Below are 16,187 nucleotides of genomic sequence, written 5' to 3'. Positions count from 1 at the left end.
TTCGCGAGCAGGCTCGCTCCCACAGTGGATCTCTGTCGCACTACAGATCCCTGTGGGAGCGAGCCTGCTCGCGAAAGCTATTTGTCAGTCGCTGCAAAAGCTCAAGGTGTTACCGCACTGCCTCAAACAACCCCGTAGCCCCCATCCCACCGCCCACGCACATGGTCACGATGCCGTACCGCAGATTGCGCCGCTGCAATTCACGAACGATGTGCCCGACCTGACGCGAACCGGTCATGCCGAACGGGTGGCCAATGGAAATCGAGCCGCCATTGACGTTGTACTTGTCGTTATCGATCTCCAATCGATTGCGTGCGTACAGGCACTGCGAAGCGAACGCTTCGTTGAGTTCCCACAAGTCGATATCGCTGATCTGCAAGCCTTTGGCCTTGAGCAGCTTCGGCACGGAAAAAACCGGACCGATGCCCATTTCATCCGGCTCACAACCCGCCACGGTGAACCCGCGGAAGAACGCCTTGGGTTTCAAGCCCAGCGCCAGGGCTTTTTCCAGGCTCATCACCAGCGTCATGGAAGCACCGTCAGACAGCTGCGAAGAGTTGCCGGCGGTGACCGAACCGTCTTCGGCGAATACCGGCTTCAACCCGGCCAGGCTTTCCAGCGTGGTGTCGGGGCGGTTGCAGTCATCGCGATCAACGATACCGTCGAGGATCTGCACCTGGCCGGTAGCCTTGTCTTCGACACGGTATTTCACCGCCATCGGCACGATTTCATCGTCGAACAACCCCGCGGCCTGCGCCTGGGCGGTGCGCTGCTGGCTTTGCAGGGCGTACAGATCCTGTTCTTCGCGGCTGACGTTGTAGCGGCGCGCGACGACTTCGGCCGTCTGCCCCATCGGGAAGTAGATACCCGGCACCTGCTCCTTGAGCAGCGGGTTGATCAGGTTGTCGGTGTTGACGCTTTTCATGGTCAGGCTGATCGACTCGACGCCGCCGGCGACGATGATGTCGCTGCAACCCGAGGCGATCTGATTGGCGGCGATAGCAATCGCCTGCAAGCCCGACGAGCAGAAACGGTTGAGCGTCATGCCGGCGGTGCCGATACCCAGTCGCGACAATACGGCGACATTGCGACCGATGTTGAAGCCCTGTGCCCCTTCGTTGGAGCCGGCACCGACGATGCAGTCCTCGACGCTGGCCGGATCGATGCCGGTGCGCGCCAGCAATGCATTGACGCAGTGCGCGGCCATGTCGTCCGGGCGGGTCTGATTGAATTTTCCGCGAAAGGATTTGGCCAGGCCGGTCCGCACGCTGTCGACGATCACCACTTCACGCATGGCATACCTCATTGTTGTTGTCGGTTTAGAGTGAACCGAGCATAAGCCCACCCAATTACCGACCGCGACAATCATTCACCCCGCGTATGCGCAACCATCGCCTCACTTCTTACCCTTGCGCGCTTGTTTGTCGGACTTTTCGAAGGCTTCTTCCAGCGCACGGTTGATCGTGCGCAGGACCTTGACCCGTGCCCAGCGCTTGTCATTGGCTTCCACCAGGGTCCACGGCGCGATCTCGGTGCTGGTGCGGTCGACCATGTCGCCGACGGCGGTGCGATAGTCATCCCATTTGTCGCGATTGCGCCAATCGTCCTCGGTGATCTTGAAGCGCTTGAAGGGTATTTCCTCGCGCTCCTGGAAGCGCTCCAGTTGCGTCTGCTTGTCGATGGCCAGCCAGAACTTGACCACGATCACCCCGGCGTCGGTGACCTGTTCTTCGAAGTCGTTGATTTCACTGTAGGCGCGCAACCAGTCCGCCGGGCTGCAAAAGCCTTCGACGCGCTCGACCAACACCCGGCCATACCAGGAGCGATCGAACACGGTAAATTTGCCCCGCGCCGGAATATGCCGCCAGAAACGCCAGAGGTACGGTTGAGCCCGTTCCTCTTCGGTCGGCGCGGCAATCGGCACGATGTTGTACTGGCGCGGATCCAGTGCCGCCGCCACCCGGCGAATCGCTCCGCCCTTACCCGCCGCGTCATTGCCTTCGAACACCGCCATCAGTGCGTGGCGGCGCATGCGCTTGTCGCGCATCAACCCGGAAAACCGCGCCTGCTCGGTGATCAACTGTTCTTCATAATCGTCCTTGGTGAGACACGAGGCCAGGTCGAGGCTGTCGAGCAGGCTCACTTGGTCAACGCTGGGGAGCACCGGTGCGGCGCTGACTTTTTCCGGGTGGATTTTCGGACGTTGCAATGCGGCTTGCAGGCCTTCGAGCAAAAGTTTCCCCACCACCAGGCTGCGATAGTGCGCATCCATTCCCGCGATCACATGCCAGGGCGCATAGTCCCGGCTGGTGCGACGCAGTACCCGTTCGCCGAACTTCACAAACCGGTCATAGGTTTGCGACTGCTGCCAGTCCAGCGGGCTGATACGCCAGCTGTGCAGCGGATCATCGGCCAGCGCCTTGAGGCGCGCTTTCATCTGTTTCTTTGACAGGTGGAACCAGAACTTGAAAATCAGTGCGCCTTCATCGCACAACATTTTTTCCAGGCGTTCGGCGGCATTGATCGCCTGATCCAGCCGAGGGTCCTTGAACTCCCCATGGACCCGCCCCTGCAACATCTGGCTGTACCAGTTGCCGAAGAAAATCCCCATGCGGCCCTTGGCCGGGAGCATTCGCCAATAGCGCCAGGCCGGTGGCCGCGCCAGCTCTTCGTCGGTTTGCTGATCGAAGGTGCGGACCTCGATCAGACGCGGGTCCATCCATTCATTGAGCAACTTGACCGTCTCGCCCTTGCCGGCACCTTCGATGCCGTTGATCAGGATGATCACCGGGAAGCGTTTCTGCTGCTGAAGTTCGAACTGTGCTTCGAGCAAGGCTTCGCGCAGGGCCGGCTCTTCGGCCTCGTAGGTTTCTTTGTCGATGGCGTGATCGATTTCGGCGGATTCGAACATGGATGGCTCCCTTCCAGATGTGAGAAGACTAGCGGATAGACCCTGTAGGAGCGAGCTTGCTCGCGATGAACTCAAGAGCGGTGCGTTTATTCAGTAAGCACGCGTCATCGTTAACGTCCATCGCGAGCAAGCTTGCTCCTACGGGATCAGGCACCTGGCCCGCGATCGGCTAGAATGGCCACCTTGCCGTTGCCGAGCCTGCCATGAAACCTGTAATGCCCCACGCCCAGCTCGACTGGGACGACCAGGGACGCCCGTATTCGCGAGTGTTCGATGATGTGTACTTCTCCGATCAATCGGGGCTGGACGAAACCCGCTACGTGTTCATCGAACAGAACCGTTTGGCCGAGCGCTTTGCCGCCTTGCCGCAAGGCGGTCGCCTGGTCATCGGCGAGACCGGTTTCGGGACGGGGCTGAATTTTCTGTGCGCCTGGCAAGTGTTCGAACAACATGCGGCGACCGATGCGCGACTGCATTTTGTCAGCGTCGAAAAGTACCCGTTGAGCCTGCCTGACCTGCAACGGGCGCTGGCGTTGTGGCCGGAACTCAAGGTGTTTGCCGACCAGCTGCTGGCGCAGTACGTAGCCATTCATCAAGGCTTTCAGCGGCTGGTGCTCGATGGCGGTCGCGTCACCCTCACCCTGCTGATCGGCGATGCACTGGAGCAGTTGCCACAACTGGATGCGCAAATCGACGCCTGGTTTCTCGATGGCTTCGCCCCGGCGAAAAACCCGGACATGTGGACCGCCGAACTGTTTGCCGAACTGGCAAGGCTGGCGGCGCCCGAATCGACCATCAGCACCTTCACCAGCACCGGTTGGGTACGGCGCTTGCTCAACGCCGCCGGTTTCAAGATGAAACGTACGCCGGGCATTGGCCACAAATGGGAAATCCTGCGGGGCACGTTCATCGGCTGGCCTGCAGAAATCCCGGCACCTGCCGTGGCCAAACCGTGGTTTGCGCGCCCGGCGCCGCTGGCCGGTAAACGTCGAGCACTGGTGATCGGAGCCGGCCTGGCCGGCTGTGCGACAGCGACCAGTCTGGCTGCACGGGGTTGGCAAGTGAATCTGCTGGAGCGTCACGATGCACTGGCGCAGGAAGCCTCGGGCAACCCTCAGGGCGTGCTTTACCTCAAGCTATCGGCCCATGGCACGGCGTTGTCGCAACTGATTGTCAGTGGATTCGGTTACACCCGACGCTTGCTCGAGCAGTTGCAACGGGGCGTGGATTGGGACGATTGCGGTGTCTTGCAACTGGCGTTCAACGAAAAGGAAGCCGAACGTCAGGCGCAATTGGCGGCAGCCTTTCCCGAAGGCTTGCTGCACAGGCTCGATCAAGCCCAGGCCGAGGCTCGCGCCGGTATCGCGCTGCCATCAGGTGGCCTGTTTTACCCCGAAGGCGGTTGGGTAAATCCGCCTGCCTTGTGCCAATGGCAGGCGGCGCAATCGAACATTCAGTTGCAGACGCATCACGAAGTGCTGGAACTGCGCCGTTTGGACGGGCGGTGGCAAGCGTGGGATGGCGACAGGTTACTGGCCGATGCTCCTGTGGTGGTATTGGCCGGTGCTGCCGAGATCAAACGCTTCCCGTACAGCAGCGAGTTGCCGCTCAAACGCATTCGCGGGCAGATCACTCGTTTGCACCAGACACTTGAAAGCCAAAGCCTGAGTACCGTGGTCTGCGCCGAAGGTTATGTTGCTCCGGCACGATTGGGTGAACATACGCTGGGTGCCAGTTTCGATTTCAACAATGACGACCTGACACCTACAGCGGCCGAGCATGCCGGCAACTTGCAGATGCTCGAAGAAATCTCGCTGGATCTGGTCGCCCGGCTCGGCGCGGACACCTTGCAGCCTGAAGCACTTGAAGGTCGCGCAGCGTTTCGCTGCACCAGCCCGGATTACTTGCCGATTGTCGGCCCCTTGGCCGACAGCTCGGCATTCGTCGACGCCTACAGCGTCTTGAGCAAGGATGCCCGGCAAACCCCGGACATCCCTTGCCCATGGCTGGACGGCTTGTACGTCAACAGCGGCCATGGCTCCAGAGGACTGATCACCGCGCCGTTGTCAGGCGAATTGATCGCTGCGTGGCTGGATAACGAACCGCTGCCATTGCCCAGGACCGTGGCAGAGGCCTGTCATCCGAACCGCTTTGCCTTGCGCCGCTTGATTCGAGGCAAGGCCTGAGACGTTCAATCCAGCGCAAAGCAGGTCTTCGACGCGTCAGCCTGCATGGCTGCCTCGGTCAGACGCTTCAACAAGGCGTTCTCAGCCCTGTTTTGTTCGGCTGCAATACTGCCCACTTCTGTTAGGTAGTCCACGCCAAACGTCGGGGCGTTTTCAGCGGCTGTCTCCATCCGCACGTGAAAAGGCGCAGTCGGGTCGTTGAACTGTTTGCCATGGTGCTGTCGCGAAGAATTCGCTCCAGAACGTGCGGCCACTGATGTAAGTCGATAGTTCAGCAGATGCTTCTGCAGCGCAGGGGCGTCCTGTTCGATTGCGCTCAGCAGCATCGTGCAGGCAGCCTGGGTGATGTGCTTTTTCAGGTAGGCCATGTGAAGGGCGACTTGCATGTCCAGCACCTTCAAACGCCGGATGTCAGCGGCGGAAGCTCGATCATCGACAGGTGCGCCTTTTACCGGTTTGGCCGGCAACGCCAGGGCCTCGTCGATATGGCGCTGATAACGGGCACCCAGGTCGAGTTCGCGACAGAGCGTCGCGAATTTTTCAGGGGTAATCACAGTGTCTGATTGAGACTTGGCATCGATTCGTATCACTGATCCCGCCGCCATCCCACCGATCTTCGCTTCCCCGGAAGTGAAGTTTTCCATGGTCGCGTGGAGCAAGCTGCGTGAGAGAGTGCCTGCGTTGTTCAAGTAGCCGATAGGGAACAGTCCCGTTGAGGAAAGCGGTCAGTTGCTCCTTGCAGAACTCGTCCAGCGGCTTGAGCTTTTCGAGCGCCGTCCTGGCCCTGGCTTGAGCCAGAAAAGACTGCTCAAACGCGGATTTCAGCGCCTGCACCCCGTTCAGATCCGCATTCGCCAGCCATTCCGGAATGGACGCTTGCAGCACCTCGGCCTTGTCCAGATCGCCTGTGTGTTCCAACAACGCTTCCAAACGTTGTCCGGGTGTCATTGGTACCGCCGCAGGGGCAGCCTTGGGTGTTGTGGACTCCATGAGCAATGTCCTTATTGCGTTGAGGGCCGTTTAGTTTATGAAGCTCGGCCGCCGATTGATAATTCCAATACCGGGTCGAATCGGAGCCCATCCAAGCAACTATTCCCATGCATCACATCATAAATTACCGCCACTGCCCTGCGCGCCTGTGCCTGTCCGACAACGCCTGCTTATAACCGATCGGTCTAAAACTCCCACTACCGAGGCGGGTCAGTTTCTGAGTACCCGCTGATTTGGCGCGGTATCGATTGCCCTCCCCAACGGAAAAACCGGTAAGGAAATTATGTGCGGATTAGCTGGCGAGTTACGTTTTGACGATCAACCTGCAGACCTTGCAGCCATTGAGCGAATCACCCATCACCTGGCGCCACGCGGTCCTGACGCCTGGGGTTTTCACAGCCAGGGGCCGATTGCCCTGGGCCATCGACGCCTGAAAATCATGGACCTGTCGAACCGCTCGGCGCAGCCGATGATCGACCATCAACTGGGACTTTCCCTGGCCTTCAACGGCGCAATCTACAACTTCCCCGAACTTCGCACCGAGCTGGAAAGCCTGGGGTATGCCTTCTATTCCGGCGGTGATACCGAAGTGCTGCTCAAGGGCTTTCACGCCTGGGGTGAAGCGCTGCTGCCCAAGCTCAATGGCATGTTCGCGTTCGCCATCTGGGATCGCGATGCCAAACGTCTGTTCATTGCTCGCGACCGCCTCGGCGTGAAGCCGCTGTATCTGTCGCTCACCGGCCAGCGCCTGCGCTTCGCCTCGTCGCTGCCGGCATTGCTCAAGGGCGGCGACATCAACCCGATCCTCGATCCGGTCGCGCTCAATCACTACTTGAACTTCCACGCCGTGGTCCCCGCGCCACGCACCTTGCTGGCGGGCATCGAAAAACTGGCGCCGGCCACCTGGATGCGCATTGAAGCGGATGGCACCACCGAGCAGAAAACCTGGTGGAGCCTGCCCTACGGACCACACGCCGACGAGATGAACCTGACCCTCGAAGACTGGCGCGACCGGGTGCTCGACAGTACCCGTGACGCGGTGGCGATTCGTCAGCGGGCGGCGGTAGACGTCGGCGTGCTGCTGTCCGGCGGTGTCGACTCGAGCATGCTCGTCGGCCTGTTGCGCGAAGTCGGCGTGGACAATCTCTCGACCTTTTCCATTGGGTTTCAGGATGCCGGCGGCGAACGCGGCGACGAGTTTCAATACTCGGACCTGATCGCCCGACACTACGGTACGCAGCATCACCAACTGCGCATCGACGAAAAAGAGATCATCGAACAACTGCCCGCCGCGTTCCGCGCGATGAGCGAGCCGATGGTCAGCCATGACTGCATCGCCTTCTACCTGCTGTCGCGGGAAGTGGCCAGGCACTGCAAAGTGGTGCAGAGCGGCCAGGGTGCCGACGAATTGTTTGCCGGCTACCACTGGTATCCGCAGGTCGACGGCGCCGACGATCCATACGCGGCTTATCGCGAGGCGTTTTTCGACCGCAGCTACGAGGACTACGCCGCCACCGTGCAACCGAAATGGCTGACAGCGAACGACGCCGCCGGTGACTTCGTCAAAGAACATTTCGCACAACCGGGGGCCGACGCCGCGGTAGACAAAGCCCTGCGCCTGGACAGCACGGTGATGCTGGTGGACGACCCCGTCAAACGCGTCGACAACATGACCATGGCCTGGGGCCTGGAAGCGCGCACACCGTTTCTCGACTACCGCCTGGTGGAGCTGTCGGCCCGGGTACCGGGCAAGTACAAGCTGCCGGACGGTGGCAAGCAGGTGCTCAAGGAAGCGGCACGGCTGGTGATTCCGAGCGAGGTGATCGACCGCAAAAAAGGCTACTTCCCGGTGCCGGGTCTCAAGCATTTGCAGGGCGATACGCTGAACTGGGTGCGTGAACTGCTGCTCGATCCGAGTCAGGATCGCGGCCTGTTCAACCCGGCGATGCTCGACCGCCTGCTGACCGACCCGCAAGGCCAATTGACCCCGTTGCGCGGTTCCAAACTGTGGCAACTGGCGGCGCTGAACCTGTGGCTCAGCGAACAAGGAATCTGAGCGATGAAACCCCACTCCACTGCAATCAACCAACGCCTGTTGCGCGGTCAGGCGCCCTCTTACGAACGTTTGCAGGCGCGCCTGGCCGAAGACGGCAGCGAACTGGGCGCGGCCCCCATCGCGGTGCATTGCGGCTGGGGCCGGTTGTTGATCGGTCACACCTTTGCCGATGCAGCCAGCCTCGCCCGGGAGCTGCTCAACGAGCAGCCCGGTGAACGCGACATTGCGTTGTACGTCGCCGCCCCCCAACAGGTGCTGGGGCTGGAGCCGACCCAGCTGTTCCTCGACCCGTCCGATACCTTGCGCCTGTGGTTCAGCGATTACCGCCAGGCCACCCGGGTGTTTCGCGGGTTTCGTATCCGTCGTGCCCAGAGCGACGCCGACTGGAGCGCGATCAATCAGCTATACCACGCACGCGGCATGCTGCCGATCGACACCACTTTGCTTACGTCGCGCCACTTGGGTGGTCCGGTGTACTGGCTGGCCGAAGACGAGGACAGCGGCGCGGTGATCGGCAGTGTCATGGGCCTCAATCATCACAAGGCCTTCAACGATCCGGAAAACGGCAGCAGCCTGTGGTGCCTGGCGGTCGATCCACACTGTTCGCGGCCAGGGGTCGGTGAAGTGCTGGTGCGGCATTTGATCGAACACTTCATGAGCCGCGGGCTGAGTTACCTCGACCTGTCCGTGCTGCATGACAACCGTCAGGCGAAGAACCTGTACGCCAAGCTCGGTTTTCGCAACCTCTCGACCTTCGCCATCAAGCGCAAGAACGGCATCAATCAACCCCTGTTTCTCGGCCCCGGCCCCGAAGCCGCCTTCAACCCGTATGCACGGATCATCGTCGAGGAAGCACACCGGCGCGGCATCGATGTGCAAGTGGATGACGCCGATGCCGGGATGTTCACCCTCAGCCATGGTGGACGCCGGGTGCGCTGCCGCGAGTCCCTCAGCGACCTGACCAGCGCTATCAGCATGACGCTGTGCCAGGACAAGAGCCTGACCCACAAAGTGCTCAAGGGTGCGGGCCTGAACCTGCCCGCGCAGCAATTGGCAGGCAACGCCGATGACAACCTGGCGTTTCTCGACGAGCACCACAGGGTGGTGGTCAAGCCGCTGGACGGTGAACAGGGAGACGGCGTGGCGGTGGATTTACAGACCATCGAAGACGTCCAGCAAGCCATTGACGCTGCCCGCCGATTCGACAGTCGCGTGCTGCTGGAAAGTTTCCACGAGGGCCTCGACCTGCGGATTCTGGTGATTGGTTTTGAAGTGGTGGCCGCTGCAATTCGCCGACCGGCTGAAGTGGTGGGTGATGGTCAACACTCCATCGGCGCGCTGATCGAAGCCCAGAGTCGTCGACGACAGGCGGCCACAGGCGGCGAAAGCAAAATCCCGCTGGACCCGGAAACCCAACGCACCTTGCATGCAGCCGGCTACGACTACAGCAGTATTCTGCCGGCCGGCGAGCATCTGTTCGTCCGGCGTACGGCGAATCTGCATACCGGCGGGGTGCTGGAGGATGTCACCGCGATCCTCCACCCGACCTTGCTTGATGCCGCCGTGCGAGCGGCGCGGGCGCTGGATATTCCCATGGTCGGCCTCGACTTGTTGGTCTGCGCCGCCGATCAACCGCAGTACGTGTTTATCGAAGCCAACGAACGCGCCGGACTGGCCAACCATGAGCCGCAACCGACGGCAGAGCGGTTTGTGGATTTGTTGTTTCCGCACAGTCAGTCGGTTTCCTGACATTGATGTATTGCCCATGCCATTGCCTTCGCGAGCAGGCTCGCTCACACAGTTAACCGCGCCCCCCTGTGGGAGCGAGCCTGCTCGCGAAGACGGCTTGACGGGCAACAGAGATCTCACTTCATCGAAACCATCGATGGCCTCAACTCATCAGGAGTTTCCATGACCCGCAAAATTCCCGAACCGGACCTGGCCTACCTGCAAAAAGTCCTGCTGGAAATGCTCGCCATTCCCAGCCCCACCGGGTTCACCGATACCATCGTGCGCTATGTCGCCGAACGCCTTGAAGAGTTGGACATTGCGTTCGAGATGACCCGTCGCGGCACCATCCGCGCCACCCTCAAGGGCAAGAAAAACAGCCCCGACCGCGCCGTGTCGGCACACCTGGATACCATCGGCGCGGCCGTGCGTGCGATCAAGGACAACGGCCGCCTGACCCTCGCACCGGTCGGCTGCTGGTCCAGCCGTTTTGCCGAGGGCAGCCGGGTGAGCCTGTTCACCGACAATGGCGTGATCCGTGGCAGCGTGTTGCCGCTGATGGCGTCCGGGCACGCGTTCAACACTGCCGTGGATGAAATGCCGATCAGTTGGGACCACGTCGAATTGCGCCTGGACGCTTACTGCGCGACGCGTGCCGATTGCGATTCCCTGGGAATCAGCGTCGGTGACTTCGTGGCCTTCGATCCCTTGCCGGAGTTCACCGAAAGCGGCCACATCAGCGCCCGTCACCTCGACGACAAGGCCGGTGTCGCGGCGCTGCTGGCGGCGCTGAAAGCCATCGTCGACAGCGGCGAAGAACTGCTGATCGACTGTCACCCGCTGTTCACCATCACCGAGGAAACCGGCAGCGGCGCTGCGGCGGCGTTGCCATGGGATGTCAGCGAATTCGTCGGCATCGACATCGCACCCGTCGCACCCGGTCAGCACTCCAGCGAACACGCCGTGAGTATCGCAATGCAGGACTCCGGTGGCCCCTATGACTATCACCTGTCACGACACCTGCTGCGCCTGGCCAGCGATAACGAGTTGCCGGTACGCCGCGACCTGTTCCGCTACTACTTCAGCGACGCCCATTCGGCGGTGACGGCCGGCCACGACATCCGCACCGCCCTCCTCGCCTTCGGCTGCGATGCCACTCATGGCTATGAGCGTACCCATATCGACAGCCTGGCCGCCCTCAGCCGCCTGCTCGGTGCCTACATCCTCAGCCCGCCGGTGTTCGCCAGCGATGCGCAACCGGCCAAGGGCTCGCTGGACCGGTTCAGTCATCAGCTCGAACATGACACGCAGATGGAGAGCGATACGCGGGTGCCTTCGGTGGACAGTCTGGTGGGGCAGCGATCCGATAGCTGATCCGGGATTTTTAGCGCCTGGTCTGACGCCTTCGCGAGCAGGCTCGCTCCCACAGGAGCACGCGGTTCACTGTGGGAGCGAGCCTGCTCGCGAAGGGGCCGGATCAAACGACACAAAGCCTGGAGGCTAGCGGCGTCCTCCCATTCGCCGTAGCATCCCGTCATTGTTTACCCGAGGTGCCTATGCTGATTCCCCACGACCAACTTGAAGTCGACACCCTGACCCGCCTGATCGAAGATTTCGTCACGCGCGACGGCACTGACAACGGCGATGACACGCCGCTGGAAACCCGTGTCCTGCGTGTGCGCCAGGCTTTGACCAAGGGCCAGGCATTGATCGTCTTCGACCCGGAAAGCGAGCAATGCCAGTTGATGCTCAAGCACGATGTGCCCAAGCATCTATTCGACTGATTTTTTCTTTCGGGGCTCCTTGCGCTGGATCCGCTCGTGGATCTCGGACCGGTGCACATTGACACTGCGCGGCGCCTCGACGCCGAAACGTACGGTGTTCCCGTTGACGGCCACGACACGTATGGAAATGGTGTCACCGATGGAAATCAATTCGCCTACAACGCGACTGAGTACAAGCATGGCCTTCGTCCTTCAGGGTTACCGGACCTTGAAGATGCCCGGCGCAGGACTGGCCTACAAGGCAGCGGCAGTAATCCAGACCGAACTGACAGCCGCTGGCCCACTCCCCTGACGGAAACGTCTGACAGGTCGTTGGGTTGAAGGCGTGATACGTCAGGAGGCGGAAAAGCGCGGGCCGAACAGGATGACGCTCGCTCCGATCACACACAGCGCCACACCGATCCAGTCCGAGCCCAGCGGACGGATCCGCTCGACCACCGCCAGCCAGCCAATCGAAGCAATGATGTAGATACCGCCGTAAGCGGCATAGGCGCGACCGGCGTAGGTGGCTTCGATGCGGGTCAACAACAGGGCGAACAGGGTCAGGCTGAGCAACGCCGGGAGTACCCACCAGAAACTTTTACCCTGGCGCAGCCACATCCAGAACGCGAAGCAACCGGCGATTTCAAACAGCGCGGCAAGAAAAAACCACAGGTAATTGAGCATGTAACTGTCTCGCGAGGATGACCGATGGCGGCCATCCTGACGAGGCTGCGGCCTGCGGGCAAGTTCAGCCTGTGGTTTGTTTGGCCTTGGCGCGCATTTTGTCGGCCATCAGGGTCATTTCGTTGTACAGCAGTTGCGGGTTCTTCTGCTTGAGCGCCCAGGCCATGCGGCCCTGTTCGTGAGGCAGGATCATGAACTCGCCAGCGGCGACCTGACGGTAGATGTAGTCGGCGATGTCGGCAGCACTGATGGGCGAACTTTCCAGCAACTTGCCGACCTGGGCCTTCATGGCCGGGGTCGGGCCACGGAATGAATCCAGCAGGTTAGTCTGGAAGAATGACGGGCAAACCACATGCACGCCGACTTCCTGGTGCGCCAGTTCGATCAGCAGGCTTTCGGACAACGCCACCACGCCGGCCTTGGCCACGTTGTAGTTGCTCATGGCCGGGCCTTGCATCAACGCAGCCATCGACGCGATGTTGATGATCTTGCCTTTGCTCTTTTCCAGGAGCGGCAGGAAGGCCTTGCAACCCTTGACCACCCCCATCAGGTTGATCGCGATCTGCCAGTCCCAGTCTTCCAGGGACAGTTCATTGAAGAACCCGCCGGAGGCCACGCCCGCATTGTTGACGATCACATCGATGCCGCCGAGTTTCACTTCGCAAGCCTGTGCGAAGGCGGTCAGCTGGCTGTAATCGCGCACGTCGCAACGCTGGATGAAACCGTCACCGCCAGCTTCGCGCACCTGCTTCAGGGTTTCCTGCAGGCCGGGCTCGCTGACGTCGGACAAGGCCAGCTGCCAGCCTTCGCGCGCCCAGCGCAGCGCGATTTCGCGACCCAGGCCAGAGCCCGCACCAGTGATCATCATGCGATTTTGCATAGCAAACAGCCTTGTTGTTCCGGGGATGATGCGTCGAGTGTAGCGAAGGATACCGGCCGACCCACGCTCCATCAGATTGCTGAATGGCCCGAGCAAACCCTGGACGCGTCGCCCACAACTAACGCCAGTGGAGACGAAATAATCCATTGCTCGAAAAACATAAAAAAACTTGGAATTTTCTTCGATGCGCAACAGTCGGATTTTTTAAGCAGCTCGAATTAATTGCATTCCCGCTGACCATTAACGACTAGGTCATTCCTGAACTCTTACAGCAAGGAAATAGACATGGGCACAATTCTACTCATCATTCTGATCCTGTTACTGATCGGTGGTTTGCCGGTCTTCCCGCACTCCAGAAGTTGGGGTTATGGCCCGTCCGGTATCATCGGTGTGGTGTTGGTGGTGATACTGATCCTGTTGTTACTCGGCAAGATATGAAGAACTGACCGGCAAAAAAAAGAGGCCCTTTTGAAGGGGCCTCTTTTTATTGCGTTGCTACTTAATCCGGCTTGCCATCGACAACACCGGCGGTGTTATCCAGCAGGCTCTTGGTCGCCGTTTGCAGGAACGCTTCCAGCTTGGTTTTCATCTCGGCGGTACGCGGTGCATCCGGTATCACTTCGGCGTGCGGGTTGGCGCCCAGTTCGTACTGGTACATCTTCGGCGCCATGTCCTTGTCCTTCGGCAGCACCAGAATCTGGTCAGCCGTCACGATGGCCGTGGTCTGCTCGCTCCCCGATGGCTTGATCACGCCAAAACCGGTATCGCCTTCAGGCAGGTTCAGCAGGTCGCGGCCCCAGCACTGATGCCGCACTTCCCCGCCGATCCGGCCCATGATGGTCGGCACGATGTCGACTTGAGTACCGACGGTGTGATCCAGCTTGCCAAATTTTTCCTGGATGCCCGGTGCGATCATCAGCATCGGCACATTGAAACGACCCAGGTCCATTTCGGTGATTTGACGCTCGTTGCCAAAACCGTGGTCGCCGACAACGACAAACAGGGTTTCCTTGAAGTACGGCTCCTTGCGAGCCTGTTCGAAGAACTGACCCAGCGCCCAGTCGGCGTATCGCATGGCGGTCAAATGTTCGTTCAGGCTGCCGCGATCGGTCACGCGCTCGACCGGCAATGGCGTCGGCAAGGCGTACGGAGTGTGGTTGGACAGGGTTTGCAGCAAGGCATAGAACGGTTTCTTATCCTTGCCGTCGCGGGCTTTCAGCTCTTCCAGGCCACGGTTGAACATGTCCTGGTCGGACACGCCCCAGGTCGGATCCGAGAACACCGGGTTGACGAAATCGTTACGCCCGATGAAGTTGGTCATGCCCTGGTTGCTGAAGAAACCCGACTGATTGTCCCAGGCGAAGTCACCGTTGTAGACGTATACGTCGTCGTATTTGCGGGCGCTGAGCAACTGCGGCAGGCCGGACAGTTTGTGGCTGCCTTCCGGGGTCTGCATCAGGTATTCAAAACCCGGCAGGTTCGGGAAGCACGCCATGGTGGCGAACATGCCCTGATGGGTATGGGTACCGTTGGAGAAGAAGCGGTCGAACAGCAGGCCTTCCTTCGCCAGTTTGTCCATGTATGGCGTGATATTACCCGGTGCGCCCAGTGCGCCCACCGAGTGACCGGCCATGCTTTCCATCAGGATCACAACGACGTTCTTGATCGGCAGGGTTTTGTCGGCCGGTGGCGTGTAGTCGCGACGCACCGCGGCGGTCTCGCCATCCACCAGTTTGTCGTCTTTCATCAGCAGCATGTCACGCACGGTCTGCTGCGCCATCGGTTGTGGCAACGTGGCTTTCCAGATGTTGTCGCGATCCTGGGACATCCGGTCCTTCGCCGCCGCCGCCAGGGAAAGCGTGCCATTGAGGCCCAGCTGGTTGGCAAAGTTGGAATCGGTGGTGTAGGCGTCACCCCAACGCATTGGCGGGCCTTGACGCAGGGTGCCACGGGCCGCGACCACGCAGATCAGCAGGCAAACCGCGAACACCATGATGCGTACATACCAGGGAGCGACCTGGCGTGTGCTGATGCTGCCGCCACTGAAGGGGCCACGGGGACGGGTGGCACGGTCGGCGCCCTTGAATGCCAGGCTGAGGATCCAGGTGCCGACGGCCCAGGCCAGCAGGTAGCGGACCACAGGGAAACCGTACCAGAGCATGCTCATCACGGTTTTCGGGTCTTCCTTCACATACTGGAAGACCAGGCCGTTCAGGCGCTGGTGGAATTCACGGTAGAAGTCCATCTCCATCAGGCCCAGGAACAGCGCGATGCTGGAGGCCACCGTCAGCCAAAAACGGAAGAACCCGCGCGCCGCCATGGCCCGCGCGCTGAACAGCGCCAGCAGTAATGGAACGCTCAGGTACACCACCAGACGCAGGTCGAAACGCAGGCCGTTGGCAAACGCTTCGACAAAGGTCGAGGCCGGTGTATTGAGGATCATTTCGCGGTTGTAGACCAACAGCGCGAGGCGCAGCGCGGAAAACATCACCATCATGACCAGCGCGCACAACAACGTGTAGGCCAGATGCGATTTGACGGTCGGTTGCAGCAGGCGACTAGAAGCTCGCTGCTGATTCAGGGCGTCCGGAATTGCCATGTCGTTTTAGGACCCATTGGAAGTTGAAGTTTCAAAAATTCAGCTGCGCCCTGCCCTCTGTTGGCCACTACTTGGCCCCGGGGTTTGCGCGGTGCGCAAATGGTGCACGATCGATCGCGGCATTGCCATTGATTACTGACAGGTCATGCCGGCGCGCGCGAATTGTCTTGGAGCCTTTGTGAAAATTTTGTGCAACGCATATCTGGAAACACAATAAAGGCTTTGATGGGGTGTTGGATTACAGGGGGGCGTGCGGCCACTTCATACCTGTGGGAGCGAGCCTGCTCGCGAAAAACGCCCGAACAACGCGATCATTCAGACCGCGCGCGTTATCGTTGACGTCCATCGCGAGCAGGCTCGCTCCTACAGAGGGCAAATCGATATCGC

The 16,187-nt window shown here is 60.4% G+C and carries 14 protein-coding genes; 6 read left to right on the top strand and 8 right to left on the bottom strand.

Annotated elements, in window-relative coordinates:
• Positions 1-109: 109 nt before the first annotated feature.
• Positions 110-1,294: a thiolase family protein gene (locus BJ917_RS15295; RefSeq protein WP_121103758.1), complete on the bottom strand. Its 1,185-nt coding sequence runs from the start codon at positions 1,292-1,294 to the stop codon at positions 110-112.
• 102 nt (positions 1,295-1,396) lie between these two features.
• Positions 1,397-2,911: a polyphosphate:AMP phosphotransferase gene (pap, locus tag BJ917_RS15290; protein ID WP_121103757.1), complete on the bottom strand. Its 1,515-nt coding sequence runs from the start codon at positions 2,909-2,911 to the stop codon at positions 1,397-1,399.
• 203 nt (positions 2,912-3,114) lie between these two features.
• Between pap and mnmC the strand changes: the two genes are divergently transcribed.
• Positions 3,115-5,097 carry a bifunctional tRNA (5-methylaminomethyl-2-thiouridine)(34)-methyltransferase MnmD/FAD-dependent 5-carboxymethylaminomethyl-2-thiouridine(34) oxidoreductase MnmC gene (gene mnmC / locus BJ917_RS15285; RefSeq protein ID WP_121103756.1) on the top strand — a complete coding sequence of 661 codons (1,983 nt, stop codon included), beginning with the start codon at positions 3,115-3,117 and terminating at the stop codon, positions 5,095-5,097.
• A 5-nt stretch (positions 5,098-5,102) separates the two neighbouring features.
• On the opposite strand, the gene BJ917_RS32030 is transcribed toward mnmC, so the two are convergent.
• Complete coding sequence (locus tag BJ917_RS32030) at positions 5,103-5,741, bottom strand: dermonecrotic toxin domain-containing protein (RefSeq protein ID WP_372237722.1); 639 nt, start codon at positions 5,739-5,741, stop codon at positions 5,103-5,105.
• Positions 5,638-6,087 carry a hypothetical protein gene (locus tag BJ917_RS32025; RefSeq protein ID WP_177435589.1) on the bottom strand — a complete coding sequence of 150 codons (450 nt, stop codon included), beginning with the start codon at positions 6,085-6,087 and terminating at the stop codon, positions 5,638-5,640. The genes BJ917_RS32030 and BJ917_RS32025 overlap by 104 nt, the downstream gene beginning before the upstream one ends.
• 283 nt (positions 6,088-6,370) lie before the next feature.
• Between BJ917_RS32025 and BJ917_RS15275 the strand changes: the two genes are divergently transcribed.
• The 4 genes from BJ917_RS15275 (at position 6,371) to BJ917_RS15260 (ending at position 11,655) form a co-directional block, all read left to right on the top strand.
• Entirely contained in the window at positions 6,371-8,143 is a 1,773-nt protein-coding gene (locus BJ917_RS15275; protein WP_121103755.1) for an N-acetylglutaminylglutamine amidotransferase, read from the top strand.
• A 3-nt stretch (positions 8,144-8,146) separates the two neighbouring features.
• Positions 8,147-9,892, top strand: coding sequence for an N-acetylglutaminylglutamine synthetase (gene ngg, locus BJ917_RS15270; RefSeq protein WP_121103754.1), 1,746 nt, complete (start codon positions 8,147-8,149; stop codon positions 9,890-9,892).
• Between the two features lie 162 nt (positions 9,893-10,054).
• The gene (locus BJ917_RS15265; RefSeq protein WP_096512840.1) at positions 10,055-11,245 is read left to right on the top strand and encodes an osmoprotectant NAGGN system M42 family peptidase; all 1,191 of its coding nucleotides are present in this window, start codon (positions 10,055-10,057) and stop codon (positions 11,243-11,245) included.
• A gap of 182 nt (positions 11,246-11,427) precedes the next feature.
• Positions 11,428-11,655, top strand: coding sequence for a YheU family protein (locus BJ917_RS15260; protein ID WP_003199186.1), 228 nt, complete (start codon positions 11,428-11,430; stop codon positions 11,653-11,655).
• Here BJ917_RS15260 and csrA read toward each other — a convergent pair.
• From csrA to BJ917_RS15245, 3 genes are all read right to left on the bottom strand, one after another.
• Entirely contained in the window at positions 11,644-11,835 is a 192-nt protein-coding gene (gene csrA, locus BJ917_RS15255) for a carbon storage regulator CsrA (RefSeq protein ID WP_096512841.1), read from the bottom strand. The two genes, BJ917_RS15260 and csrA, sit on opposite strands and share 12 nt — an antisense overlap.
• A 153-nt stretch (positions 11,836-11,988) precedes the next feature.
• Positions 11,989-12,321 carry a YnfA family protein gene (locus tag BJ917_RS15250; protein WP_096512842.1) on the bottom strand — a complete coding sequence of 111 codons (333 nt, stop codon included), beginning with the start codon at positions 12,319-12,321 and terminating at the stop codon, positions 11,989-11,991.
• A gap of 64 nt (positions 12,322-12,385) precedes the next feature.
• Positions 12,386-13,201: an SDR family oxidoreductase gene (locus tag BJ917_RS15245; protein WP_096512843.1), complete on the bottom strand. Its 816-nt coding sequence runs from the start codon at positions 13,199-13,201 to the stop codon at positions 12,386-12,388.
• A 279-nt stretch (positions 13,202-13,480) separates the two neighbouring features.
• Between BJ917_RS15245 and BJ917_RS15240 the strand changes: the two genes are divergently transcribed.
• Complete coding sequence (locus BJ917_RS15240) at positions 13,481-13,639, top strand: DUF3309 family protein (protein WP_170948722.1); 159 nt, start codon at positions 13,481-13,483, stop codon at positions 13,637-13,639.
• Positions 13,640-13,700: 61 nt separating this feature from the next.
• On the opposite strand, the gene BJ917_RS15235 is transcribed toward BJ917_RS15240, so the two are convergent.
• On the bottom strand, positions 13,701-15,800 hold the full coding sequence (locus tag BJ917_RS15235) for an LTA synthase family protein (protein WP_096512844.1): 2,100 nt from the start codon (positions 15,798-15,800) through the stop codon (positions 13,701-13,703).
• Positions 15,801-16,187 lie beyond the last annotated feature (387 nt).

Origin of the sequence: Pseudomonas sp. WPR_5_2 (genome assembly GCF_003634475.1) — a bacterium.
GTDB classification, from domain to species: domain Bacteria; phylum Pseudomonadota; class Gammaproteobacteria; order Pseudomonadales; family Pseudomonadaceae; genus Aquipseudomonas; species Aquipseudomonas izuensis.
The sequence above is the reverse complement of the archived record's forward strand: the minus strand, read 5'-3'. Positions and strand labels throughout refer to the sequence as shown.

Excerpts from the sequence above, each read along its gene's own strand:
- BJ917_RS15235 (WP_096512844.1), bottom strand. The coding sequence starts at position 15,800 with ATGGCAATTCCGGACGCCCTGAATCAGCAGCGAGCTTCTAGTCGCCTG.
- BJ917_RS15295 (WP_121103758.1), bottom strand. The coding sequence starts at position 1,294 with ATGCGTGAAGTGGTGATCGTCGACAGCGTGCGGACCGGCCTGGCCAAA.
- BJ917_RS32030 (WP_372237722.1), bottom strand. The coding sequence starts at position 5,741 with ATGGAAAACTTCACTTCCGGGGAAGCGAAGATCGGTGGGATGGCGGCG.
- BJ917_RS32025 (WP_177435589.1), bottom strand. The coding sequence starts at position 6,087 with ATGGAGTCCACAACACCCAAGGCTGCCCCTGCGGCGGTACCAATGACA.
- BJ917_RS15250 (WP_096512842.1), bottom strand. The coding sequence starts at position 12,321 with ATGCTCAATTACCTGTGGTTTTTTCTTGCCGCGCTGTTTGAAATCGCC.
- ngg (WP_121103754.1), top strand. The coding sequence starts at position 8,147 with ATGAAACCCCACTCCACTGCAATCAACCAACGCCTGTTGCGCGGTCAG.
- csrA (WP_096512841.1), bottom strand. The coding sequence starts at position 11,835 with ATGCTTGTACTCAGTCGCGTTGTAGGCGAATTGATTTCCATCGGTGAC.
- BJ917_RS15265 (WP_096512840.1), top strand. The coding sequence starts at position 10,055 with ATGACCCGCAAAATTCCCGAACCGGACCTGGCCTACCTGCAAAAAGTC.
- BJ917_RS15260 (WP_003199186.1), top strand. The coding sequence starts at position 11,428 with ATGCTGATTCCCCACGACCAACTTGAAGTCGACACCCTGACCCGCCTG.
- mnmC (WP_121103756.1), top strand. The coding sequence starts at position 3,115 with ATGAAACCTGTAATGCCCCACGCCCAGCTCGACTGGGACGACCAGGGA.
- BJ917_RS15245 (WP_096512843.1), bottom strand. The coding sequence starts at position 13,201 with ATGCAAAATCGCATGATGATCACTGGTGCGGGCTCTGGCCTGGGTCGC.
- pap (WP_121103757.1), bottom strand. The coding sequence starts at position 2,911 with ATGTTCGAATCCGCCGAAATCGATCACGCCATCGACAAAGAAACCTAC.
- BJ917_RS15275 (WP_121103755.1), top strand. The coding sequence starts at position 6,371 with ATGTGCGGATTAGCTGGCGAGTTACGTTTTGACGATCAACCTGCAGAC.